The sequence below is a fragment of the Novosphingobium sp. RL4 genome, assembly GCF_035658495.1.
Classification (GTDB): Bacteria; Pseudomonadota; Alphaproteobacteria; order Sphingomonadales; family Sphingomonadaceae; genus Novosphingobium.
Window position 1 is genome coordinate 2012516 of record NZ_CP141944.1, and the last position, 22652, is coordinate 2035167.

At 63.3% G+C, this 22652-nt stretch carries 23 protein-coding genes; 16 read left to right on the plus strand and 7 right to left on the minus strand.

Going from position 1 to position 22652, the window contains the following annotated elements:
• Positions 1-11 precede the first annotated feature (11 nt).
• Positions 12-566 (minus strand): F0F1 ATP synthase subunit delta, encoded by a 555-nt coding sequence (locus tag U9J33_RS09770; RefSeq protein ID WP_054441615.1) that lies wholly within the window; start codon positions 564-566, stop codon positions 12-14.
• A 563-nt stretch (positions 567-1129) separates the two neighbouring features.
• On the opposite strand from U9J33_RS09770, the gene ada reads away from it, so the two are divergent.
• Positions 1130-2182 (plus strand): bifunctional DNA-binding transcriptional regulator/O6-methylguanine-DNA methyltransferase Ada, encoded by a 1053-nt coding sequence (ada, locus tag U9J33_RS09775; protein ID WP_197283124.1) that lies wholly within the window; start codon positions 1130-1132, stop codon positions 2180-2182.
• Between the two features lie 10 nt (positions 2183-2192).
• Here ada and U9J33_RS09780 read toward each other — a convergent pair whose 3' ends face one another.
• The gene (locus tag U9J33_RS09780; RefSeq protein WP_054441623.1) at positions 2193-4358 is read right to left on the minus strand and encodes a primosomal protein N'; all 2166 of its coding nucleotides are present in this window, start codon (positions 4356-4358) and stop codon (positions 2193-2195) included.
• 45 nt (positions 4359-4403) lie between these two features.
• On the opposite strand from U9J33_RS09780, the gene U9J33_RS09785 reads away from it, so the two are divergent.
• The 6 genes from U9J33_RS09785 to U9J33_RS09810 all read left to right on the plus strand — a co-directional run bounded on the left by U9J33_RS09785 (position 4404) and on the right by U9J33_RS09810 (position 12179).
• Positions 4404-5135 (plus strand): DUF4197 family protein, encoded by a 732-nt coding sequence (locus tag U9J33_RS09785; RefSeq protein WP_324694848.1) that lies wholly within the window; start codon positions 4404-4406, stop codon positions 5133-5135.
• Between the two features lie 119 nt (positions 5136-5254).
• Positions 5255-5905, plus strand: coding sequence for a fructose-6-phosphate aldolase (fsa, locus tag U9J33_RS09790; protein ID WP_324694850.1), 651 nt, complete (start codon positions 5255-5257; stop codon positions 5903-5905).
• 104 nt (positions 5906-6009) lie between these two features.
• Positions 6010-7824, plus strand: coding sequence for a cobaltochelatase subunit CobT (cobT, locus tag U9J33_RS09795; protein ID WP_324694852.1), 1815 nt, complete (start codon positions 6010-6012; stop codon positions 7822-7824).
• An 82-nt stretch (positions 7825-7906) separates the two neighbouring features.
• Positions 7907-9370 carry a cysteine--tRNA ligase gene (gene cysS, locus U9J33_RS09800; protein ID WP_324694854.1) on the plus strand — a complete coding sequence of 488 codons (1464 nt, stop codon included), beginning with the start codon at positions 7907-7909 and terminating at the stop codon, positions 9368-9370.
• 120 nt (positions 9371-9490) lie between these two features.
• Complete coding sequence (locus U9J33_RS09805; RefSeq protein ID WP_324694856.1) at positions 9491-10429, plus strand: D-2-hydroxyacid dehydrogenase; 939 nt, start codon at positions 9491-9493, stop codon at positions 10427-10429.
• A gap of 76 nt (positions 10430-10505) precedes the next feature.
• Positions 10506-12179 (plus strand): acetolactate synthase large subunit, encoded by a 1674-nt coding sequence (locus U9J33_RS09810; RefSeq protein ID WP_324694858.1) that lies wholly within the window; start codon positions 10506-10508, stop codon positions 12177-12179.
• A 58-nt stretch (positions 12180-12237) separates the two neighbouring features.
• Here the strand turns inward: U9J33_RS09810 and U9J33_RS09815 are convergent, their stop codons facing one another.
• Both U9J33_RS09815 and U9J33_RS09820 read right to left on the minus strand, forming a co-directional pair.
• Positions 12238-12630 carry a hypothetical protein gene (locus tag U9J33_RS09815; RefSeq protein ID WP_292636672.1) on the minus strand — a complete coding sequence of 131 codons (393 nt, stop codon included), beginning with the start codon at positions 12628-12630 and terminating at the stop codon, positions 12238-12240.
• Entirely contained in the window at positions 12620-12808 is a 189-nt protein-coding gene (locus U9J33_RS09820; protein ID WP_054441636.1) for a hypothetical protein, read from the minus strand. Before U9J33_RS09820 ends, U9J33_RS09815 begins: the two co-directional genes overlap by 11 nt.
• A gap of 84 nt (positions 12809-12892) precedes the next feature.
• Here U9J33_RS09820 and U9J33_RS09825 point away from each other — a divergent pair, with 84 nt between their 5' ends.
• Positions 12893-13555 (plus strand): LexA family transcriptional regulator, encoded by a 663-nt coding sequence (locus tag U9J33_RS09825; RefSeq protein WP_324694860.1) that lies wholly within the window; start codon positions 12893-12895, stop codon positions 13553-13555.
• A gap of 52 nt (positions 13556-13607) precedes the next feature.
• Positions 13608-14288, plus strand: a complete 681-nt coding sequence (locus tag U9J33_RS09830; protein ID WP_324694862.1) for an MBL fold metallo-hydrolase — start codon at positions 13608-13610, stop codon at positions 14286-14288.
• Between the two features lie 61 nt (positions 14289-14349).
• On the opposite strand, the gene U9J33_RS09835 is transcribed toward U9J33_RS09830, so the two are convergent.
• On the minus strand, positions 14350-14742 hold the full coding sequence (locus U9J33_RS09835) for an MAPEG family protein (protein ID WP_185997507.1): 393 nt from the start codon (positions 14740-14742) through the stop codon (positions 14350-14352).
• 161 nt (positions 14743-14903) lie between these two features.
• On the opposite strand from U9J33_RS09835, the gene rpmF reads away from it, so the two are divergent.
• The 5 genes from rpmF to U9J33_RS09860 all read left to right on the plus strand — a co-directional run bounded on the left by rpmF (position 14904) and on the right by U9J33_RS09860 (position 18016).
• A complete protein-coding gene (gene rpmF / locus U9J33_RS09840; RefSeq protein ID WP_082370565.1) occupies positions 14904-15083 on the plus strand; it encodes a 50S ribosomal protein L32 in 180 nt (59 codons plus the stop codon).
• 27 nt (positions 15084-15110) lie between these two features.
• Positions 15111-16172 (plus strand): phosphate acyltransferase PlsX, encoded by a 1062-nt coding sequence (plsX, locus tag U9J33_RS09845; protein ID WP_054441641.1) that lies wholly within the window; start codon positions 15111-15113, stop codon positions 16170-16172.
• Positions 16172-17140, plus strand: coding sequence for a beta-ketoacyl-ACP synthase III (locus U9J33_RS09850; RefSeq protein WP_324694866.1), 969 nt, complete (start codon positions 16172-16174; stop codon positions 17138-17140). The genes plsX and U9J33_RS09850 overlap by 1 nt, the downstream gene beginning before the upstream one ends.
• A 112-nt stretch (positions 17141-17252) precedes the next feature.
• Positions 17253-17546: an integration host factor subunit alpha gene (locus U9J33_RS09855; protein ID WP_054441643.1), complete on the plus strand. Its 294-nt coding sequence runs from the start codon at positions 17253-17255 to the stop codon at positions 17544-17546.
• A 29-nt stretch (positions 17547-17575) separates the two neighbouring features.
• On the plus strand, positions 17576-18016 hold the full coding sequence (locus U9J33_RS09860) for a MerR family transcriptional regulator (RefSeq protein ID WP_324694869.1): 441 nt from the start codon (positions 17576-17578) through the stop codon (positions 18014-18016).
• Positions 18017-18034: 18 nt separating this feature from the next.
• On the opposite strand, the gene U9J33_RS09865 is transcribed toward U9J33_RS09860, so the two are convergent.
• A complete protein-coding gene (locus tag U9J33_RS09865) occupies positions 18035-18580 on the minus strand; it encodes a histidine phosphatase family protein (protein ID WP_324694871.1) in 546 nt (181 codons plus the stop codon).
• 29 nt (positions 18581-18609) lie between these two features.
• The gene (locus U9J33_RS09870; protein WP_324694873.1) at positions 18610-21330 is read right to left on the minus strand and encodes an ATP-dependent DNA helicase; all 2721 of its coding nucleotides are present in this window, start codon (positions 21328-21330) and stop codon (positions 18610-18612) included.
• A 326-nt stretch (positions 21331-21656) separates the two neighbouring features.
• Between U9J33_RS09870 and U9J33_RS09875 the strand changes: the two genes are divergently transcribed.
• Positions 21657-22280, plus strand: coding sequence for a PadR family transcriptional regulator (locus tag U9J33_RS09875; protein WP_082370566.1), 624 nt, complete (start codon positions 21657-21659; stop codon positions 22278-22280).
• Complete coding sequence (locus U9J33_RS09880; protein WP_054441652.1) at positions 22277-22570, plus strand: DUF2218 domain-containing protein; 294 nt, start codon at positions 22277-22279, stop codon at positions 22568-22570. Before U9J33_RS09875 ends, U9J33_RS09880 begins: the two co-directional genes overlap by 4 nt.
• Positions 22571-22652 lie beyond the last annotated feature (82 nt).

Sequence of the window (22652 nt, forward strand, 5' to 3'; positions counted from 1 at the left end):
TTCTGCCTTTCTTAGCCCTTCATGGCCTGGGCGAGCGAATTGAGACGGGTGCGGATCGAGCTGTCGATGCGCTTGGACCCGATGGTGACCACAAGACCGCCAAGCAGGTCTGGGTCGACGTTGGTCCGGACCTTGACCTTGCGGCCTTCGCGCAGTTCCAGCTTCTGGCGCAGCTGTTCGACCTGCTGGTCGTTCAGGGCGTGGGCAGAACTGACTTCGGCGGTCGCCTCGCCGCGCTGGGCGGCGGCGATCGCTACGAAGGCACGGATGATTTCGGGCAGGGCGGAGAGGCGGCGATTGGCCGCGAGCACGCCCACGAAGTTCTTGGTCAGAGGTGCGAGGCCGAGCACGTCGGCGACGGCTTCGATAGCCTTGCCGGCAGCCTTGCGGCTGACTTCGGGGTTGCGAATCAACTCGGCGAGATCGCGGCTTTCGCTGATCGCCAGGCCGATCTTCTCGAGGTCGGATTCGACCGTCGTTACGGTGCCGTTCTCGCTGGCAAGATCAAACAGCGCCGAAGCGTAGCGTCCTTGCAAGCTGGCCTTGATGCCGCCGGAATTCTCCACGCGTGTCCTATCCTTACATCGGGTGGGCTGGGGCACTTTGGGGCGCACGACAATGACGTGCCCCCCGGCCCGCAGACGGGGCGCGCATAGCGACGATAGTGTTACGATGCAAGCTGCCGCAGGCGCGATTGAGACAATGCTTGGGAAAGCGCTTTAAAAGCAAGGGGCGGGAAGTAACAGGATCGCGGGTGCGGCAAGGTCGGGACAAACGATCCTGCGGAGTTTCCCATGACCTGTCGAATCATCGAATTGCCTGTGCTGCAATTCCAGCCCTTATTCGGGATGGATCCCGCGGAATTGGCCAGACACGAAGCGCAGCGTATGACTGCCGATGGACAACCGGCTCATCGCTGCCGCGTCAGAAGGGACGACGCCGGGTTGATCGAGAGCCCGGTGCCGCTCGATTGCGGGAGGCACGATGACGCTAATCCCTATCGTACCGCTTGCACGATATATATTCCGGAGGACGTGCCGGAAGGTGAGCGCTTCGTCGCCCGCTCGCGGTGGCTGCGTGGTTTGCGCGGATGTTTCTCTGCGCGGATCGAGGGTCATGGAGGCCAACAATGAAGTTCGAGGACATCGGCGTGACTGAGGCAGGCATTACGGACGAGCGGGCATGGCAGGCGGTGCTCGAACGGGATCGCAGCTTCGACGGGCGCTTCGTTACGGGTGTGCTTTCGACGGGTATCTATTGCCGGCCGTCCTGTTCGGCCCGGCATCCCCGGCGAGAGAACGTTCGGTTCTTCGCGCAGGTTGGCGAAGCGGAGTGTTCAGGCTTGAGGGCTTGTCTGCGCTGCCGCCCCAACGACGTGTCGCGCGATGAGGAGGCCGTTGCGCATGCGCTGCGGATATTGGATGCGGATGAAGTCTCACCGCGTCTTTCGGAACTGGCCGAAGCGGTGGGATACAGTGCCACCCATTTCCAGCGCGTGTTCAAGCGCTCCGTCGGCCTTTCTCCCTCGGAATATCTGCGCGTACGCCGAGTTGAGCGTGCCGGTGATGCCATGAGTGGAGGCGCCAGTGTGACCGAGGCGATCTACGAGGCGGGGTTCGGCGCGAGTTCGCGGTTCTATCAAGCCAGCGAGGGCAGATTGGGCATGACCCCATCGGCCTGGCGAAACGGTGGGCGAGGCGTGACGATTCATTGGGCCGTGGTTCAGACCAGTCTGGGGCGGATGCTTGTTGCCGCGACCGGAAAAGGCGTGTGCCGTCTCTCGTTCGATGAAGGAGGCGAGGAATTGGCCGGGCGGTTCCCCCATGCGCAGCTCGTCGAGGGGGGTAGCGAATTCGAGAGCCTGCTGGAAAAGGTCGTCGCGGCAGTGGAGCAGCCGGGCCAGTCTCGCGCGATACCATTGGACGTGCAGGGGACCGCATTTCAGGAGGCGGTGTGGCGCGAGTTGCAACGTATTCCTGCCGGTGAGACCCGGAGTTACGCGCAGATCGCGGCGGCGGTGGGAAAGCCGGGCGCGGTGCGTGCAGCAGGTTCGGCCAATGGCGCGAACAAGGTTGCAGTGCTCATCCCGTGCCACCGCGTCATCAGGGCAGATGGTTCTATCGGCGGCTATGCCTATGGCGAGGCGATCAAGCGAGAACTGTTGAAGCGGGAACGGGGCTGAACCGCTGGGCTCATACGAACGAGTATGGATCGATGTCGATGTTTACCCTGACGCTGCGCGGGAATTGAAGCGGCTCCAGCCACTCGCGCAGCATCTTCTGCAATTCGGCGGATCGCCGGGCGTTGATGAGCAGGCGGAAACGGTGACGTCCGCGCAGCAGTGAAAGCGGCGCGGGAGCCGGGCCGAGCACCAGCATGTCGGGATGGTTGGGCGCGGTACCGCCGATGGCGCGAGCGGCTGCCTGCGCTTCGGACTGGTCTTCGGAAGACACGATGATCGCTGCCCAGCGGCCGAACGGCGGGGCGCCGGCGTCTCGGCGGGCGTCTGTTTCCGCGGCGTAGAACGCGTCTCGGTCTCCGGCGGCAAGGGCGGCTATAACGGAGGCTTCGGGATGGCGGGTCTGGATCAGCACCTCGCCCGGCTTGTCGCCGCGTCCCGCGCGACCGGCCACCTGAGCGACTTGCTGATAGGTCCGCTCGGCAGCGCGCAAGTCGCCACCTTCAAGGCCGAGATCGGCATCGACCACGCCCACCAGCGTAAGGTCGGGGAAGTGATAGCCCTTGGTGACAAGCTGCGTTCCGACGATCACGTCGATCGCCTTGCCCTCTGCCTTGGCGACGAATTCACCGACGGCCTCGGCCGTATTCATCGTGTCCGACGTGACCAGCGCCACCCGTGCCTCGGGCAGGATTTCCGCTACCTCGTCGGCAATGCGTTCGACGCCGGGCCCGCAGGCGACGAGGCAGTCGCCCGTGCCGCATTCGGGGCAGGCGTCGGGAACCGGCACTTCGTGGCCGCAGTGATGGCAGGCTAGGCGCCCGGAGAAGCGGTGTTCCACCAGCCAGGCCGTGCAGTTCGGGCATTGGAACCGATAACCGCAGTGGCGGCAAAGCGTCAGCGGCGCATAGCCCCGGCGGTTGAGGAACAGCAGCGACTGTTCGCCCTTCGCCAGCCGCTTCTTCATCTCCTCGACGAGGCGGGGAGCAAGCCATTTGCCGCGCTCCGGCGCTTCCTGCCGGAGGTCGAGGATCTGGATATCGGGCAGTTGCGCGCCGCCGAAACGGGCCGGCAGGTCGACCTTGCGATAGACCCCCGCTTCCGCAAGCTGCATCGATTCGAGGGCGGGGGTGGCGCTGGCGAGAACCACCGGAATACCCTCGAACTTGGAGCGCATCACCGCCACGTCGCGTGCGTTGTAGCGCACGCCGTCATCCTGCTTGAACGAGACTTCGTGTGCTTCATCCACCACGATGAGGCCCAGTCGGGCATAGGGTAGAAACAGGGCAGAACGTGCCCCTACGACCACCTGAGCGTCACCAAGGACGATGGAACGCCACGCCCGCCGCCGTTCGCTGGACTTGAGCGAGGAATGCCAAAGCAGCGGAGGGACACCGAAACGATGTTCGAAGCGGCGGAGGAAATTTTCGGTGAGAGCGATCTCGGGAAGCAGCACCAGGACCTGTCGCCCGAGACGCAGGGCTTCGGCCACCGCCTCGAAATAGGTTTCCGTCTTGCCCGAGCCGGTGACGCCGTCGAGCAGGAAGGGGGCGAACTTGTGCGTGCGCACGGCTTCTACGAATATGTCGGCCGCAGCCTGTTGGCCGTCGGACAGTTTCGGTTCGGCGAACTCGGGCAGGGCCCGCGGATAGGGGCGGTCCAGATCGACCACGACGGGCTCCAGCAATCCCGCGCCGACCATCCCGCGCAGCACGCCTTCGGAGACGGATGCCAGTTCCGCAAGTTCCTTGATCGAGCCCTGCTCGCCCTGCAGGGCATCGAGAGCGGCGGCGCGCTGGGGGGTCAGGCGGGCGGGTTCATGCCCCGTCAGCCGGTATTCGGTGGTCGTGCCTCCGCCGCGCAGCGCTGCCATGCTGCCGAGTGCCATGCGCGCGACCGAGGAGAGCGAGGCACAATAGTAATCCGCCGTCCATTCGATCAATCGGCGCAGTCGTTCGGGAAGCGGGGGTACGGGCAGCACTTCGAGAAGTGGACGCAGTTTGGATTCAGGCACTTCCTGCGTGCTCAGGCGTTCCGGCTCCCAGACGATCCCGAGGACCTGCCTTGGCCCGAGGGGCGCGATCACCACGGCGCCGAATTCTATCGCCATGCCTTCGGGGACGCGGTAGTCGAGGACGCCCAGCGCGGCGTTGAAGACGAGGATTCGGACGCGTTTCATGTGGGTTGCATATAGGCACTGGTTGCACGGGGCGTGAAGGAGTTGATGATGGTGAACTGGGGAACAGGGGAAAACGGACTGTCCGAGGGCGAGAATTCGCGCCCTGCCGACTGGAGCCGCCGGGGCGTGCTGGTCGGTATGCTCGCCACCGGCGTGCTGATGCTGCCCGGCTGCTCGACGCTTGGTGGAAGCAGCTCCGCCGGCGCAGATCCGGTGCGCCGCCTCATGCGCTATTCGTCGGAGCGCGCATTCACCTGGCTCGGCCAGCCGGAAGGTTTCTGGACCAGCCCGGTTGCGCGCCTGCCGCTTCCGCTTCTGTTCAGCCGTCCCGGCCGCACCAACAGCGGGGTGCTGAAGTCGAAGGCCTTCCGTGACAAGCTGCAATATCAGCTCAATCTTTTCGCGGCGCCGGGCGCCCGCGCTGCCGGGCCGGTGGCGCTCAAGGCCGTTCAGGATATTCCCGTCCGCGAACCCGCCGAAATCCTCAGCGGAGGCAATACTGCGGCGACGACGTTCCTTCGTCGGAACATGGGCCCGGCTCTCGTCAACGCCATGATCCCCGAGATCGAGCGTGCCATGCGCGAAGCCCAGGATCCGACGCTGAACCAGGCGATCGCCGCGCTCAAGGGCGTGACGATCCAGGATGCCGCCCATGCTCTCGCACTCGATGCAGATAACGGCATCTGGTACGAAGTCGGCGCAGCCGAAGCGGCTATCCGGCAAAATCCGGGGGAAACCAATGACGCAGCGCTGATCGGCGCGCTGAAGCAGGGCTGATTCGCCGGAGCAGCGGGGCCAGGGTGGCGCAGAACGCCGCGCATCCCTATAGGGAGCGCCAGAATCGACGGGCGCGTTAGACTCGCCCGTCGCAGCCCCGCATCCACAGGAACCGCGCCATGAAGTTCTTCGTCGACACCGCCGACACCAACGACATCGCCGATCTGGCCGCCACCGGCCTGCTCGACGGCGTCACCACCAACCCTTCGCTGATCGCCAAGTCCGGCCGCGACTTCCTGGAAGTCACCAAGGAAATCTGCGGCCTGGTCGACGGACCGGTCAGTGCCGAAGTCGTCGCGCTCGACCATGAAGGCATGATGCGCGAGGCCGAAATCCTCCGCAAGATCGCAGACAACGTCTGCATCAAGGTGCCGCTGATGATCGACGGCCTCAAGACCTGCAAGAAGCTGACCAGCGACGGCACGCTCGTGAACGTCACCCTCTGCTTCTCGGCCAACCAGGCTCTGCTCGCGGCCAAGGCCGGCGCCAGCTTCGTCTCGCCTTTCGTCGGCCGTCATGACGACAATGGCTTCGACGGCATGGACCTGATCCGCGACATCCGCCTGATCTATGACAACTACGCCTTCGACACCGAAATCCTCGCTGCTTCGATCCGCCACCCTGTCCACGTTCTCGAATGCGCCCGCATCGGCGCTGACGTGGCGACGATGCCGCCGGCAGTCATCAAGAACCTCGTGAAGCACGTGCTCACCGACAAGGGCATCGAAGGCTTCATGGCCGACTGGGCGAAGACCGGCCAGTCGCTCTGATCCTGCCGATCTGAACAGGAAGGGCATCATTCCGGGGCGAACTCGGAGCGATGCCCTTTCATCCCGGCTTGCACCGGGCGGACTAAGCCGCCATTGAGCGTGCCATGTCCGAAGATACTCCCGTCGATCGCTTCAAGCTGGCCCTAACCGGCGCCTCGCGCGCCATCGCGCACGATGCCGAAGTCGAGGTCAACTGGACTGCCGACGCTCCCAGTTCCAGCGGCCAGACCTTTCGCGTGCCCATGCCGGGCCGCTCGATTCCGCGCGGGGCTGCCATGCAGGCGCGCGGTTATGCCGACAGCTTCGCGCTTCGGCTGCGCCATCACAACGACCGGCTGCACATGCGCAACGCCCCGTCCGATCCTTCGGCCCGGGCCTGTTACGATGCGGTCGAGGCCGTGCGTTACGAAGCGCTCGGCGCCAACAGTTACGAAGGGATGCGGGCCAATCTCGACGCTTCGCTGGAGGCGCGGATAGCCAGCGATCCGATTTCGCGCGCGGATAGCCCGGACGGCGTTCCGATCCCGACAGCGCTGGCGCTCCTGCTGCGCGAACGGCTCACCGGCCAGTCGGTGCCGGAAGCGGCGCAACTTGGCGTGGACATGGTGCGCCGCTGGATCGAATCGAAGGCCGGCGACGATTTCGAGGCTCTGGCCGATTCGATCGAAAACCAGAAGGCTTTCCAGAAGCTCTCGCTCGACATGCTGATGCATCTGGAGATGACCCAGGCCGAGCAGATCGAGCAGCCGCCCGAAGAGTCCGAGGACATGGACGGCGACGAGGAGACCGAGGAAGACGAGACCGGCGACGAAAGCGGGCAGGAACAGCAGCCTGCGGAAATGGCCGCCGAGCCTTCCGGCGGTCAGGACGAAGGCGAGAGCGAGGCCGAGGGCGATAACTCGGAAGACATGGACGACGGCGAGGAAGGCCAGGAGGGCGAGGAGGGCATGTTGCCCGTCCGGCCGAACCGGCCCTGGACCGATATCCCGGACAGCTTCGACTACCAGGTCTTCACCGAGGCCTATGACGAGGTGGTCGTCGCCTCCGAGCTTTGCGACGATGAGGAACTGACGCGCCTGCGCGCCTATCTCGACGCGCAGCTCAAGGGCCTGCAGGGCGTTGTCACGCGTCTTGCGAACCGCCTCCAGCGCCGCCTCATGGCGCAGCAGAACCGCTCGTGGGACTTCGATCAGGAAGAGGGCATGCTCGATGCCGCGCGGCTTGCCCGCGTGGTCGTCTCGCCCGGCCAGTCGCTCTCCTACAAGATCGAGCGCGACGTGGAGTTCAAGGATACCGTCGTCACCCTGCTGCTCGACAATTCCGGCTCGATGCGCGGTCGCCCTATCTCGATCGCGGCGATCAGTGCCGATGTAATGGCACGCACGCTGGAGCGCTGCGGCGTGAAGGTCGAGATTCTCGGCTTCACCACCCGCGCATGGAAGGGCGGGCAGAGCCGCGAGTCCTGGCTTGCGAGTGGCCGTCCCCAGCACCCGGGCCGCCTCAACGACCTGCGCCATATCATTTACAAGAAGGCGGATGAGCCGTGGCGCCGTGCGCGCAAGAACCTCGGCCTGATGATGCGCGAGGGCCTGCTCAAGGAAAACATCGACGGCGAGGCGCTGCTCTGGGCGCACAACCGCATGCTTGCCCGCCCTGAGGATCGGCGGATCATGATGGTGATCTCCGACGGTGCACCGGTGGACGATTCGACGCTTTCAGTGAACTCCGCAGGCTATCTGGAGGCGCATTTGCGCCGGGTGATCGAATGGATCGAGGCCAAGAGCCCGGTCCAGCTCGTCGCCATCGGCATCGGCCACGACGTGACGCGATACTACCGGCGCGCGGTGACGATCATGGACGCCGAGCAACTCGGCGGCACGATGATCGAGCAACTCGCGGGACTGTTCGAGGAAGAGTGATCATTTCCACAAGTCCGAGGAACCGCCGGGCGCATCGCTGATGGCTTGACTGCGCCCGGCTCCTGCCTAATTGCCCTGCGTCATGACCGAGACGCAAAGCCTGACGCTGTTCAACAGCCTGACCCGCCAGCTGGAGCCGTTCCAGCCCGTCCACGAAGGCGAGGCGCGGGTCTATACGTGCGGGCCGACGGTCTACAACTACCCCCACATCGGCAACATGCGTGCCTATGTCTTTGCAGACATTCTCGGCCGTACCCTGAGCCACAAGGGCTACAGGCTCACTCACGTCATCAACATCACCGATGTCGGCCATCTCACCGACGACGCCGACGCGGGCGAGGACAAGATGGAGAAGATGGCGCGGACCCAGGCCCAGTCCATCTGGGATATCGCCGCGCATTATACGCAGGCCTACTGGGCCGACATCGAGGCGCTGAACATCCGTCAGCCCGCCAAGTGGTCCATCGCGACAGATTACGTTCCGCAGATGATCGAATTTGCCGAAAAGATCGCGCCAAGGCACTGCTACGAACTGGAGAGCGGCCTCTATTTCGACGTTTCCACGGTCTCGGATTACGGCCACCTCGCGCGAGCCGTGACCGACGAGGGGGAGGGCCGTATCGAGGCCGTCGAGGGCAAGCGAAACGCCGCCGACTTCGCGATCTGGCGCAAGACGCCCGAGGGCGAGAAGCGGCAGATGGAATGGGATTCGCCGTGGGGCAAGGGCGCGCCGGGCTGGCACCTCGAATGCTCGGTGATGTCCGGCGACTTGCTGGGATTCCCGTTCGATATCCATACCGGCGGGATCGATCACCGCGAAATCCATCACCCCAACGAGATCGCGCAGAACCAGGCGTTCTGCTGCAAGCCCGATGATACTTGCGGCCTCGACGTTCCCGCAAATTCGGGCGCCCGGGTGTGGATGCACAACAATTTCCTCGTTGAGCGTTCAGGCAAGATGAGCAAGTCCTCGGGCGAGTTCCTGCGGCTGCAACTGCTGATCGACAAGGGCTACCACCCGCTGGGCTACCGCATGATGTGCCTTCAGGCGCATTACCGGTCGGAGCTCGAATTCTCGTGGGAAGGCCTTGCCGCCGCGTTGGTGCGCCTCAAGCGCATGATCATCGTGGCCGAACGCCTGGGCGAGGTGGAGGCAGGGGACGCCAATCACCCGAAGCTCGCGCCCATGCTCGAAACGTTCGAGAAGGCGATCGGCGAGGATCTCAACACCGCCGTCGCGTTGACGGCGCTGGAAGATGTGCTCGCCGCCAAGAAGGTGGACCCCTCCGCCAAGCGGGCGGCGATAGAGGCGATGGATTCGGTGCTGGGGCTCGATCTGTTCGGGACGGGCCGTGCCGACTTGCGTATTCGTCCAAAGGCTGCGGCAATCACCGAGGCCGAAATCGAGGATGTGCTCGCTCGCCGTAAACAGGCGCGCGCGGAGAAGGACTTTGCGAGTTCCGATGCCCTTCGCGACGAACTCTCGGCGAAGGGTGTCGAGGTGATGGACGGCGATCCGCTCGGCTGGGAATGGAAGCTCGGCTGAGCGCGTGAGCGGGGCGGGACTGCACTTGCGTTAACCGGGGCATTGGGGGGCTTGCCATTCCATCCGGCTGTCCCGATCAAACGATAAGGGCTTTTAATCGGCCATTTATCGGAGTTCGCCATGACCGTCGCCGTGATCAACGCCCAGTCGCGCCCGCTTCTGGACGGCCGCCTGCCTGATGGCGTGCAGCCGCTCTGGTTCGACAGCGACAGCCAGCTTCTGGAGCTTGCGCCGCAGGCGCAAGTGGCGTGGCTCGATCCGGTCGCGCCTGCTGTCGTGGCGGAATTCATCGAGGCTGCCGAAAGGTTGGCCTGGTACACGGCTCTTTCTTCGGGCGTGGACTGGCTCCCGCTCCGGGTTCTGAGCGAGCGCGGCATCCGGCTTACCAATGGTTCGGGAATTCATGCCCAGTCCGTCGCCGAATATGCCCTTATGGGCATGCTCACGGTGGCGAAGGGCTGGCGCGAAGTGGTGAGGGCGCAGGACCGGCATGAATGGCTGATGGAACCGCCCGGCAAGCGCGAACTGCTTGGCTCGAAGGTGCTGGTGGTCGGATCGGGAGAGATCGGCGGCCGTATCGGCGAGATGCTGCGTGTCTTCGGGGCGGAAGTCACCGGGGTCCGGCGCCGGCCGGGGGCGGGCGAGCTGGGCTCCGACGAGTGGCGGGCCGAGCTTGGCCGGTTCGACTGGGTGATTGCCGTGGTCCCTTCCACACCGGAAACCTTGCGCATGTTCGGCGAGGCCGAGTTTGCGGCGATGAAGCCGGGGGCCGTCTTCCTCAATTTCGCGCGCGGAACGGTGATCGAGCAGGATGCCTTGCTTGCTTCCATCGACTCGGGCCATCTGGGCGGAGCGTTCCTCGACGTTACCGAGCCCGAGCCGCTTCCCGCAGACCATGCGCTGTGGTCGCGTGCAAATATCCATATATCGATGCATCTTTCCGGCCGCGCGCAGGATGCATTGTTCGAGCGCGGATCGGCGCGTTTTCTCGGCAATCTTCAACACTTCGTTCGCGGTGAGCCGCTCGAACACCTGGTCGATCTGTCGAACGGCTATTGAAGCGCCGGCATGAGCGCCATTGAATTGTGCGCCACATTTCCCGAGACATGTGCAAACGGTTTGAGGGAAGGTGCACATGGCAGAGAGCGACAAGCGCAAGGCGTCCGATCTATTCATCGAATGTCTTGAGGCGGAAGGCGTCGAATATATCTTCGGCGTTCCGGGCGAGGAGAACCTCGATTTCCTCGATTCGCTCTCACGGTCGCGGAAGATCAAACTGATCCTCACGCGTCACGAGCAGGGCGCGGGCTTCATGGCGGCGACTTACGGCCGCCATACCGGCAAGGCGGGGGTATGCCTTTCGACCCTCGGCCCGGGGGCAACGAATTTTGTCACCGCTGCCGCCTATGCGACGCTGGGCGGAATGCCGATGCTGATGATTACGGGCCAGAAGCCGATCAAGAAGTCCAAGCAGGGTCGGTTCCAGATCCTCGATGTCGTCTCGATGATGCAGCCGATCACCAAGTACGCGCACCAGATGGCAAGTTCGGACAATATCCCGAGCCGCGTGCGTGAGGCATTCCGCATCGCCGAGGAGGAAAAGCCCGGCGCGACCCATGTCGAACTGCCGGAAGACATTGCCGACGAGTACACCGATTCGCGCCCCATCCTGCGCTCGACGGTGCGCCGGCCAACCGCCGATGTGAAATCGATCGCACAGGCGGTGGCAGCGCTGGAGAAGGCCAAGCGGCCGGTGCTGGTGATCGGAGCGGGCGCCAACCGCAAGATGACCAGCAAGATGCTGGGTGAGTTCGTCGAGAAGACCGGCATTCCCTTCCTCACGACCCAACTCGGCAAGGGCGTGATCGACGAGCGCCATCCCCGTTTCCTCGGTTGCGCGGCGCTGTCGTCGGGGGACTTCGTTCACCGTGCGATCGAGGATGCCGACTGCATCGTCAACATCGGCCATGACGTGATCGAGAAGCCGCCGTTCTTCATGCATAACGACGGTACGCGGGATGACCGCGTGGTTATTCACATCTCGACCAAGACCGCCGAGGTTGACCCCGTCTACTTCCCGCATGTCGAGGTGATCGGCGATATTGCCAACGCCATGTGGCAGATCAAGGAAGCGATCACGCCCTCTGCCAGATGGAATTTCGAAGCCATGCTCGGCTATCGCAAGGCCGAGGTCGAGCATACCGACCGACTGGCGGCTGACGAACGCTTTCCGATCTTCCCGCCTCATCTCGTTCAGCAGGTGCGTGAAGCACTGCCTGATGATGCGATCGTCTGTCTCGACAATGGGGTCTACAAGCTCTGGTTCGCTCGTGGTTATTGCGCCTGCAAGCCGAACACCGTGTTGCTGGACAACGCGCTTGCATCGATGGGGGCAGGGCTGCCTTCGGCCATGGCAAGCGCGATGGTCTATCCGAATCGGAAGATTTTCGCCGTCTGCGGCGATGGCGGCTTCATGATGAATAGCCAGGAGATGGAGACGGCGGTGCGGCTTGGTCTCAATCTCACCGTTCTGATCCTGAACGACAACGCTTTCGGAATGATCCGCTGGAAGCAGGCCAACATGGGCTTTGCCGACTTTGGTCTGACCTATGGCAACCCGGACTTCGTGAAGTATGCCGAAAGCTATGGCGCGAACGGCTACCGAGTTGAAAGCGCCGCGCATCTCAAGGAATTGCTGGCTCATTGCCGGGATACGCCCGGTGTCCACCTGATAGATTGCCCGGTCGATTATTCGGAAAACGACCGGATCCTCAATATCGAGATCAAGGACCTTTCGGCAGCGCTTTGATAATATGAAAAAGGCAGGGTTTTACCCCTGCCTTTTTCATTTCAGCCTTTCGGCGATCTCAGAAATCCTCAAGCAGCAGCAGTTCCAGTTCCACCGTCATGCGTGCAGGCGGCCCGGCTTCGTGCGCGACTTCACCGAGCGCTGCATCGGCGACGAGTTGTCGAGGAATGGTGAATTCGTGTTCGGGCAGGGCTTCGATAAGGTTCTCGCCAGCGGTGATGGCGGCATCGCCGGTAAAGGCCAGAGCGATGGTGTGGCGCGAGCCTGAGAATGTGGCACTGCTCCAGGGGCGCTCGGCATGGCGCAGGAATTCCACTTCCGGCCCTGCCAGCTTCAGCACTGCCGATAGCAGCGGAAGCCAGGGACCGCGTGCGGCGCCGCCCATGGCTTCCCGAGCGGATGCGTGCGCCGAGGCCAGCATCGAGCGGTCATGGGCGAGATTAACGTGCATGGGTGCTCTCCAGGTAGTTCGTCATGAATAGTTCGATCCGCGCCGCCGTTCCGGCGCGGGGCGTACGGCCATTGCGGAGATCGCCGACAAATCGCGGATCATGGGCGGCGAGCCGTCCGAATCTGGTCCAGGCCATGTCTGTCAGGCGCAGGAAGCGTTCGATCTGGCGAATAAGCATCGGGATGAGAGGCTCCGTTCGATGGGCTTGCGTTCTCTTTATGTTCCATCTATTTCCTACTTGTCTAGGAAATTTCCTCTTGTTATGGATTACATTATGGAAAGCCCTGAAGTCCGCTCCCGTCTGCTTGAACTGGCCGAGGCTCGCGGTGCTAGCTTGTCCAGTCTTTCACGCATGATCGGCAAAAATCAGAGCTATCTTCAGCAATTTATCAAGAAGGGCAGCCCTCGCAAACTGGAGGAGGAGGACCGTGGCCTGCTGGCGCGGTACTTCGGGGTGGACGAGGCTGAGCTGGGTAAAGCGAAAGAAAAATACGCCGAAGTCGCGGGAAATGTCTCCGGTGGGGATTGGGTGGAAGTTCCGCGCCTTTCAGTGGGCGCCTCCGCCGGGCCCGGCGCTTTGCCGGATGGCGAGGATGTATTCGGGGCGATTCGGTTTTCGTCCCGATGGTTGCGATCGATGGGGCTGCGCCCGGACATGCTTTCCGCAATCGCGGTCAGCGGCGATTCGATGGAGCCGACCTTGCGTGACGGAGACGAGATTCTCGTGGACCGTGACTGGCGGCCGCTGCGTGACGGTATCCACGTCGTTCGTCTGGATGATTCCGTATTGGTGAAGCGCCTGGCTGCGGGGCGAGGCGGACGTATCACCTTGTTGAGCGACAATTCCGCCTATCGCCCGCTCGAATGTGGGCTTGAGGATATCCAAGTGATCGGCCGCGTCGTGTGGAAGGGCGGGCGCATCTAGCGGCTGTCGGTGACGGTTGCATTGGCCGGGGCTTGCGGCCATTTCCGCAGGCATGACCGATATTCAGGAGCAGCCGATGCGCGTCGGCATCATTCCCGTTACCCCGCTTCAGCAGAATTGTTCGCTGATCTGGTGCACGAAGACCATGCGCGGCGCATTCGTGGATCCCGGCGGTGACCTGCCCAAGCTGCGGCAGGCGTTGGAGAAAACGGGCGTTACTCTGGAAAAGATCCTCGTGACTCATGGTCATCTGGACCATTGCGGCATGGCCGGCATCTTCGCCAGGGAGATGGGCGTGCCGATCGAGGGGCCGCACGAAGAAGACCGATTCTGGATTGCCCAGCTCAATGACGATGGCCCTCGCTGGAACATGGAGGCGCAGACTTTCGAGCCGAATCGATGGCTCGAGGATGGCGATAAGGTAACGGTGGGAGACCTTGAGCTCGATGTCGTCCATTGCCCGGGGCATACGCCGGGCCATGTCGTCTTCCATCATGAGCCCAGCAAGTTCGCCATGGTGGGGGACGTGCTGTTCCAGGGCGGAATTGGCCGCTGGGACTTCCCGCGGGGCAATCTGGCGGATCTCGTCGATTCGATAACCCGGAAGCTCTGGCCGCTGGGTGACGATGTCACGTTCGTTCCCGGTCACGGCCCGATCAGCACGTTCGGGGATGAGCGGCGGACGAATCCCTATGTCGGGGATGCTGCGCTGGAGCGGGGGCTTCCGGGCTGAAGCGGCCGGGCTTTGGTGCTTTTGAGAGGGGCGGCGTCCATGCGCCGCCCCTTTTTGATTCTCAGAACCGTCCCAGCGCGATCAGCAGCGCCATGACCGACAGCCCGAGCAGCGTCAGCACTGTAATGATAACGCCGCCTGCCCGCAGCAGGTTGGGCTTGCCGATGTCCATTCCAAGAGCGTGTGCCACACGGCCCAGCATGAAGATCGAGCCGGCGATCGCCAGCCAGGGGCCGGCCTTGCCCGTCATCTCGATCGCGGCGACGAGGATCAGCAGGAAGGGAGTGCTTTCCACGAAATTCAGCTGCGCGCGCATGCGGCGGCCCAGGCGTTCGTGACCGCCGTCGCCGAAGAGCACCTTTTCGCGCATGCGCAATTGTCCGATCCGCACTATATGCCAGAAGGTGATGACACCGGCGGCGGCCGCAAGGCACAGTGTGGTCTGCAGAATCATTGGTGCAATTTCCTCTTTGTCGATTTCGCGTTCATGCGGCGGGGCGGAACGGGTTGCAACTCGTGTGAAATCGGTTATAGGCGCGCCTTCGCAAGCCGCCGGTCCGCGAACACGGTTTCCGGCGGCCTTTTTGACATTCAATTCCAGGAACAGGTGCCGAAATGGCTGTCCCTAAAAGAAAAACGTCCCCGTCTCGCCGGGGCATGCGCCGCAGCCACGATGCTCTGCAGGTTGAAGCGTTCCACGAATGCCCCAACTGCGGTGAGCTGAAGCGCCCGCACAACCTCTGCAACGCTTGCGGCCACTACAATGGTCGTGAAATCGTCGCGGTTGAAGTCTAAGATTACGACGATTCCCGGAGAGTGCCCATGAGTCTGCCGCGTATCGCGATCGATGCGATGGGCGGCGACGAGGGCGTGCGCGTCATGATTGAGGGCGCTGCGCTCGCGCGCCGTCGTCATGATCGTTTCAAGTTCCTGCTGGTCGGTGATGAGCCGCGGATCAAGGCCGCGCTCGAAAATCATCCGAATCTCAGGGCTTCTTCCGAGATTCTGCATACCGAAGGCGTTATCAGCGGTGAGGATAAGCCCAGTCAGGCCTTGCGCCGGGCCAAGGGCACCTCGATGGGACGCGCGATCGAGGCGGTGAAGGCGGGTGACGCCGGAGCCGCCGTCAGCGCCGGCAACACCGGCGCGCTGATGGCGATTTCCAAGCTGACCTTGCGGACCATGCCCGGAATCGATCGCCCGGCGCTTGCAGCCCTGCTGCCGACGCTTGGGGACAACGATCTCGTCATGCTCGATCTCGGCGCCAATGCCGAGTGCGATGCCCGCAACCTCGTGCAGTTCGCGATCATGGGCGCTGCCTATGCCCGCGTCGCCACGGGGCGCGAGCAGCCGCGCGTGCGTCTTCTGAACATCGGTTCGGAAGAAACCAAGGGCACTGACATGCTGCGCGAAGCGGCGGCGACCCTCAAGAAAGCGGCTGGCGACCTGTCGATGTCTTTCGACGGGTTCACCGAAGCGGACAAGCTCGGCAGCGGTTCGATGGATGTCGTCGTAACCGATGGGTTCTCGGGCAACATTGCCCTGAAGGCGGTCGAGGGTACGGCGCGATTCGTGGCGGACCTGCTGCGGCGCGGATTTACCAGTTCGCTCCGCTCCAAGATCGGTTTCCTGATCTCGAAGCCTGCTACCGAGCTGCTCAAGCACCACCTCGATCCCAATAACCATAATGGCGCGGTCTTCCTGGGCCTCAACGGTATTGTCGTGAAGAGCCATGGCGGCGCGAATGCCGCGGGCGTCGCAAATGCCGTGGCGGTGACCGCGCGGCTCCTGGAGGAAAACGTGACCGAGCGGATATCCGCCGACCTTGCCCGCGTGGGCGGGGCGTCCCTGCGCAAGTCGCGTGTCCAGGAAGAGAGTGCCTGATGATTCGTTCGGTTCTGGTCGGTACGGGTTCCGCCCTGCCGCGCCGCTCGGTCAGCAACGCGGAACTTGCCGAACAGGTTGATACGAGCGACGAGTGGATCGTCGAGCGTACCGGCATTTCCAACCGGCACATCGCCGCGCCCGACGAGACCACGTCGAGCCTGGCAACGGATGCCGCACGCAAGGCGATTGAGGCTGCCGGGATCGACGCCTCCTCGATCGACCTGATCGTGCTCGCCACGGCAACACCCGACCAGACTTTTCCGGCAACGGCTACCATCGTTCAAAGCAACCTCGGTTGCCGGGGCGGAATCGCTTTTGACGTGGCAGCGGTGTGCTCTGGATTCCTTTACGCCGTGGGCGTTGCCGATTCGATGTTGCGCTCCGGCATGGCCAAGCGTGCGCTGGTAATCGGTTCGGAAACGTTCAGCCGCATCCTCGATTGGGAAGATCGCACCACTTGTGTCCTGTTCGGAGATGGTGCGGGAGCAATCATCCTCGAAGCGCAGGAGCAGGACGGTGATGCGCCGCGCGGCGTTCTTGCCACGCGTCTTCATGCTGACGGTGCGCACAACCAACTCCTTTATGTCGACGGCGGTCCGTCAACCACGGGGACGGTCGGCAAGCTGCGCATGAAAGGCCGCGAGGTCTTTCGTCATGCGGTGGTCAATCTGGCTGAGGTCCTTAAAGAAGTCCTTGAAGAAGTTGGTCTTTCTTCAAACGATATCGATTGGCTCGTGCCCCATCAGGCCAATGCGCGCATTCTGGAAGCCACCGCCAGGAAGCTTGATCTTCCACGTGAGAAGGTCGTCATGACGGTGGGGCAGCATGCCAATACCTCGGCAGCTTCGGTCCCGTTGGCGCTGGATCAGGCGGTTCGCGACGGACGAATTGTGCAGGGCGACCTGGTCGTTCTGGAGGCGATGGGCGGCGGTTTCACCTGGGGCGCCAGCCTGATCCGGATGTGAATTTGCTCCGGTATGGGGGAGTGCCCGCAATTGCTGCGTGCGGCATTGCTTTTCCCGCATTTTTTCATATTATCTTCGTGGGGGTTTGTCGCACGGAGGGGATGCGGGACTGATGCGTTCCACGGACACACTGACGAGGGCGGAGATCGCTGAAGCCATCCACAGGAAGCTCGGACTGTCCAGGTCCGAGTCGCTTGCGATGGTCGAAGCGATATTGCAACACATGTCGGAGGCCCTCGCCGAGGGCGAAAACGTTAAGATTTCCGGGTTCGGAACGTTCCTCTTGCGCGATAAGGGCGAGCGGATCGGACGTAATCCGAAAACCGGGGTCGAAGTGCCTATCACGCCGCGCCGGGTCATGACTTTCCGGGCAAGCCAGATGCTGAAGGACCGCATTACTGGCTGATTGCGGCCAGGAATGCGGAGATTTTAGCCATGGCAGCAAGTGAAGCGGGCGGCGAAACCGGTTCCGGTTTCGACCCTTTTGGCTTTGACGATGGCAAGGCGCCTGATGCGCTGCGCACGATCGGCGAGGTGACCAAGGCGTTGGGCATCCGGCAACATGTCCTGCGCTACTGGGAAGAGCAGTTTCCGTCGCTTCAACCCATCAAGCGCAGTGGCAATCGTCGCTATTATCGGCGCGAGGACGTCGTGCTGATCGCGGCGATCGACCGGCTGGTCAATCGTGAGGGTTATACCTTGCGCGGCGCCCGGATGGCGCTTGAAGAGCAGCCGGCCACGGTCTTGGCCACGGCGTCCATTTCGGTCGGCGTCGACCCTTCTACGAATCCGAAGCCTGTAGAAGCTATCGACGCTTTCGAAAAAGCGCTGCAGCAAATTCGCGAGCGATTGGCCCAGGCCCTCGTCGAGGTGTGAGGCGGGCTTGCCCGCTATTCAGAATTGAATGTCCGGTCCCAGTTCGGGGTCTAGATCCCGGGGACGGGTCAGGTGGGCGAGGCGCCCGATGCCTTCGCGGATCTGGTCCCAGGAATCGATGTCCAGTTCCAACACCGCATATGCAGCGGTGGGAAACTTTTCTTCGACCACATCGCGCATCGGACTGCTGCCGTCATCCGGCACGAGGTCGAAGATCAGATCTTCCAGTCCGGGGTTGTGGCCAACGAGCATGATCGAACGCGGGTCACCCGTCTGTTCGCGCAGCAAGTCTATCAGCGTTGCCGAACTTGCAAGGTAGATGCGGCGGTCCCAGGTGATGGGCGGCATTTCACCTGCAGCTTCGCCTGCGAGTTCGATCGTCTGCGTGACGCGGACGGCAGGCGATGCGAGGACGCGCTTCCAGCCTATCGCATGATCCCGGATGTGCAATCCCATCAAGGCAGCGCCTTTTCGTCCGCGCTTGTTGAGCGGGCGATCGAAATCCCGCAGGCGGGCGTCGTGCCAGTCGGACTTGGCATGTCTGAAGATTCCGAGAGTTTTCATCGAGTAGTTCGGTTCACACTAGTTCGGGGTCAAACGGAAGGTCGGGCCGCATCGCTCTGCTTTTCGCTTTCTCCTGAAACATTCCAGGCGACGCGATGCAAGGCTTCCTCCAGCGAAATTCGAAGCACCGGCGTTCCTTCAGGGAAAGCGCTCAGCAATCGCGAGGGGAAGGCAGAGGAGAGGACGACAAAATGCCCGCGATCGCCGCGACTGCGGATCAGGCGTCCAAAAGCCTGCGCCAGTTTTGCGCGGATCAGACTGTCATCATAGGCGGAGCCGCCGCCGGCAACGCGCCGGGCACGGTGCAGGATGGTGGGGCGCGGCCAGGGCACTTGCTCCATCACCACCAGTCGCAGCGATTCGCCCGGCACGTCCACGCCGTCGCGCAAGGCATCGGTGCCAAGCAGGGATGCGGCCGGATCGTCGCGGAAGATATCCACCAGCGTGCCGGTGTCGATGGGGTCGACGTGCTGCGCATAGAGAGGCAGGCCCGCGCGGGCGAGCCGGTCGGCAATGCGGCCATGGACGGCGCGTAAACGGCGAATGGCCGTGAACAGGCCGAGCGCGCCTCCACCTGCCGCTTCGATCAGCCGCGCGTATGCGCCGGCGAGCGCGGGAATATCGCCGCGAGGCACATCGTTGACGATGAGGACTTCGGCCTGTGCAGCATAGTCGAAGGGGCTGAGATGTTCCGAAAGCTTCGGGGCAACTTCGATATGACGGACGCCCGAGCGCGCGATGGCCTTATCCCAGTTCTCGCCGTCACGCAGGGTTGCCGAGGTCATCACGACGCCGTGTGCCGGTTCGAGAACGACGCTGGCGAAAGGCTTCATCGGATCGAGCCAATGACGGTGGATGCCGACATCGTATTCGCGCGCTTCCGAACGATCGAGTGCCAGCCAGTCCACGAATTCGGGATCGGCGGGGCCGGCGAGTCTGCCGAGCATCGCTTCCCAGGCCAGAAGGATATCCACACGCCAGCCGAGCGATTGCCGGGCTCCTTCGATGCGCGCTCGGCCGGGACCATCAAGCCAGTCGGGCCCATCTTCCATCAGCGCTTCCAGCCTGAGGCCGAGACGGACGAGAGGTTGACGCAGTTCGCCCAGGGCCTCGCGCGCGGCTTCCGCGATCTCGACGAAGGCGCCGTCCAGTCCGGCCGCCTCGGTTTCGAGTCCGTAGCCGGCTTCCTGTCCGCCGCTCTCGTCGCGGGCGTAGACGGTTGCGCGCACGGCAGCGAGCAGTTCTTCGATCGGGCCGGAGGGCGCGCCTTCGGTGAGGCGCTGCATCCAGCCATCGCCGGGAAGCGCTTCGGCCGCGGCGCGGGCGGCGTTGATCGCCTTTGCGCCAGCTTCGTCATAGCTGGCGACATCGGCGAGCCGGGCGGAGAGGCCGCGCCGTCGTCCCCGCGAGGCTTTTTCCGGCCCGATTACCCAGCGGCGAAGTTCGATCGCCTCGGCGCCGGTGAGCGCGGCGGCGAAAGTGGAATCGGCGGCGTCGAAGACATGATGGCCTTCGTCGAAGACGATCCGGGTCGGCCGGGCAGCGTGGTCGCGGCCGCGCGCGGCGTTGATCATGACGAGTGCATGATTGCCGATCACGAGGTCGGCCCCGGCGCTGGCCCGTGCGGCACGCTCGATGAAGCACTTCCGGTAGTGCGGGCAGCCGGCATAGACGCATTCGCCGCGCCGGTCGGTGAGGGCTGTGATGCCGCGTTGACGGAACAGGGTACCGAGCCAGCCCGGCAGGTCTCCGCCGATCATGTCGCCGTCCTGTGTATAGGCGGCCCAGCGCGCGACGAGTTGCGCCATGATTGCCGCGCGCCCGGCGAAGCCGCCCTGCAGGGCATCCTCGAGATTGAGCAGGCAGAGATAGTTCTCACGGCCCTTGCGAACGACGACGGGCTGGCTGCCGTCCGCGCGCCGTTCCGGCCATGCGCGGCGGCTCTCCTTGCGGAGCTGGCGTTGCAGTGCCTTGGTGTACGTGGAAACCCAAGTGGTGCCGCCGGACAATTCGCTCCATAGCGAAGAGGGGGCCAGATAGCCGAGCGTCTTGCCGATTCCGGTACCTGCCTGCGCGAGCAGGACGTGCGGGCGTCCGGAGGATTGGCGCGGGGCAAATGCAGCCGCGGCTTCTGCGGCATAGGCCTGCTGGGTGGGGCGCTGCTCCGCGCCGCTGCCCGTCAGCCGCGCAAGGCGTTGAAGTACTTCATCTTTTTCCAGCGTAATCTGCCGGGGTTGTGGAAGTTCGGGGCTTTCTTCCCATTCGGGCAGGCGCGTGAACAGCCAGCGTTCGGCGCGTTCGGGACGAGCGATGCGCGATTCCAGCAGATTCGACCATGGCCAGCGCATGCGGACGAGCGATTGTAGCGACGTCCATGCCCCTTCCCGTTCGGGCCAGGTCGGGCTTTCGCAAATGGCGAGCAGGGCGCCGGCGGCTTCCTGAAGCAGGCGCGGGACGTCGGCATCGTCTTTCGGGATTTCGAGATCGAGCGCCTGGCCGAGACCCTTGGGCGTCGGCACGACGAAACGCGCAGGATGCACGAAGGCGTAGAGTTCGAGCAGGTCGAGGCCGGACAGGTCGGGATAGCCCAGTCGCGTGGCGACCAGGGGAGCGTTGAGGATCAGCAGCGGCGTGTCTGCCGCCGCCATCACCGATTCGCCCTTCGAGACAGGCCGGGTGTTGCCGGATCCGTCGCGAAGCCACGAGCCGCCGTGGCTGGCATGGAGTGCGGGAAGGGGCAGGGCGGCCATGCCGCTCGTCTTAGGCAAGCTGCGGACAAAAGGGAAACCTTGCGAAGCCGGCTATCGTCGAAAACCGCAGTGTCGGAACAAAAAATACATCAAGATACATTTTAGGCTCTTGCGAATTTCCCTTTAAGATATATTTTGAGGCCATCATGAATTGGAAAGAAATCGAAATGAGAGATATGCATTCTCACAAGCGCGGCAGGGGCCGCGATCATGGCCATGGCATCGAGCGTGGTGAGGGCCGTTGCGGCCGTCGCGGGCATCACCGCGAGCACTATTCTTCGGACGAGTTTGCACCGCGCGGCATGCGTGGCCGCGGCGGGTTCGGAATGGGCCGAGGGCCCGATGGCGACAGCTTTGGCGAAGGTTTCGGCGGCGGATTTCCCGGCGGACGGGGACGCGGGCGTGGCGGCCGTGGCGAAGGCTTTGGCGGATTTGGCGGTGGTTTCGGCGGCGGATTTGGAGGGGGTCCGGGTGGCGGACGCCGCAAACGGTTGTTCGATCAGGCCGAACTCCAGATCCTGCTGCTAGCCTTGATCGCCGAGACGCCGCGCCATGGCTATGACCTGATCCGCGAGATCGAAGGGCTGTCGGGTGGAGATTATGCGCCCAGTCCGGGCGTCGTTTACCCTGCGCTCACTTACATGGAGGAATCCGGGCTGATCGCGCCGGCTAGCGGTGAAACCTCCCGCAAGTCCTATGAAGCAACCGAGCAGGGCAAGGCCCAGGCAGAAGCGGATGCCGATAAGGCGGTTGCATTGAAGGCACGGCTTTCGGCTCTTGCCGAAGCGCGCGAGAAGGTTGATCCCGCTCCGGTGCGCCGGGCGATGCATGCGCTGAAAATCGCGATGTTCGACCGGCTCTCGAAAGATGGCGCCAATCGGGATGTCATCCTGCAGATCGCAGATGCACTCGACGAGGCCACTCGCAAGATCGAAAGGATCGAGGGATGAACAGCATCGCTACCCGTGTCGCGACCGAAAGCGGTGGCAAATACGTCCGTCAGCTTTGCAAGCACTGGAGCCACAAGCTCCAGACCGAAGTGGATGGTGATACCGGAACCGTGACCTTTCCTTCCGCCGTGGCCGTCATGGCTGCGGACGAGGGCGGTATCGCGATCACCATTACCGGTGAGAAGCGCGAGGATGTAGAGGGCCTGACCGACGTGGTCGCGCGCCACATCGATCGCTTTGCTTTCCGTGAGGCCCCGCTCGCTTACGACTGGCAGTGGCAGGAAGCCTGAGTTATCCCGTTATCCCGGACCTGATCTTCCATTGCCGACGATTGGAGATGCTTCGCTGCGAGCGATGAGTCTCTTTGAGAGC

Coding starts and splice junctions, on each gene's coding strand:
- U9J33_RS09850 (WP_324694866.1), top strand. CDS start 16,172: ATGATTCGTTCGGTTCTGGTCGGTACGGGTTCCGCCCTGCCGCGCCGC.
- rpmF (WP_082370565.1), top strand. CDS start 14,904: ATGGCTGTCCCTAAAAGAAAAACGTCCCCGTCTCGCCGGGGCATGCGC.
- U9J33_RS09855 (WP_054441643.1), top strand. CDS start 17,253: ATGCGTTCCACGGACACACTGACGAGGGCGGAGATCGCTGAAGCCATC.
- fsa (WP_324694850.1), top strand. CDS start 5,255: ATGAAGTTCTTCGTCGACACCGCCGACACCAACGACATCGCCGATCTG.
- U9J33_RS09810 (WP_324694858.1), top strand. CDS start 10,506: ATGGCAGAGAGCGACAAGCGCAAGGCGTCCGATCTATTCATCGAATGT.
- U9J33_RS09805 (WP_324694856.1), top strand. CDS start 9,491: ATGACCGTCGCCGTGATCAACGCCCAGTCGCGCCCGCTTCTGGACGGC.
- U9J33_RS09865 (WP_324694871.1), bottom strand. CDS start 18,580: ATGAAAACTCTCGGAATCTTCAGACATGCCAAGTCCGACTGGCACGAC.
- U9J33_RS09830 (WP_324694862.1), top strand. CDS start 13,608: ATGACCGATATTCAGGAGCAGCCGATGCGCGTCGGCATCATTCCCGTT.
- U9J33_RS09780 (WP_054441623.1), bottom strand. CDS start 4,358: ATGAAACGCGTCCGAATCCTCGTCTTCAACGCCGCGCTGGGCGTCCTC.
- ada (WP_197283124.1), top strand. CDS start 1,130: ATGAAGTTCGAGGACATCGGCGTGACTGAGGCAGGCATTACGGACGAG.
- cobT (WP_324694852.1), top strand. CDS start 6,010: ATGTCCGAAGATACTCCCGTCGATCGCTTCAAGCTGGCCCTAACCGGC.
- U9J33_RS09875 (WP_082370566.1), top strand. CDS start 21,657: ATGGGCCGAGGGCCCGATGGCGACAGCTTTGGCGAAGGTTTCGGCGGC.
- U9J33_RS09815 (WP_292636672.1), bottom strand. CDS start 12,630: ATGCACGTTAATCTCGCCCATGACCGCTCGATGCTGGCCTCGGCGCAC.
- U9J33_RS09880 (WP_054441652.1), top strand. CDS start 22,277: ATGAACAGCATCGCTACCCGTGTCGCGACCGAAAGCGGTGGCAAATAC.
- U9J33_RS09825 (WP_324694860.1), top strand. CDS start 12,893: ATGGATTACATTATGGAAAGCCCTGAAGTCCGCTCCCGTCTGCTTGAA.
- U9J33_RS09860 (WP_324694869.1), top strand. CDS start 17,576: ATGGCAGCAAGTGAAGCGGGCGGCGAAACCGGTTCCGGTTTCGACCCT.
- U9J33_RS09870 (WP_324694873.1), bottom strand. CDS start 21,330: ATGGCCGCCCTGCCCCTTCCCGCACTCCATGCCAGCCACGGCGGCTCG.
- cysS (WP_324694854.1), top strand. CDS start 7,907: ATGACCGAGACGCAAAGCCTGACGCTGTTCAACAGCCTGACCCGCCAG.
- U9J33_RS09820 (WP_054441636.1), bottom strand. CDS start 12,808: ATGCTTATTCGCCAGATCGAACGCTTCCTGCGCCTGACAGACATGGCC.
- U9J33_RS09835 (WP_185997507.1), bottom strand. CDS start 14,742: ATGATTCTGCAGACCACACTGTGCCTTGCGGCCGCCGCCGGTGTCATC.
- plsX (WP_054441641.1), top strand. CDS start 15,111: ATGAGTCTGCCGCGTATCGCGATCGATGCGATGGGCGGCGACGAGGGC.
- U9J33_RS09785 (WP_324694848.1), top strand. CDS start 4,404: ATGATGGTGAACTGGGGAACAGGGGAAAACGGACTGTCCGAGGGCGAG.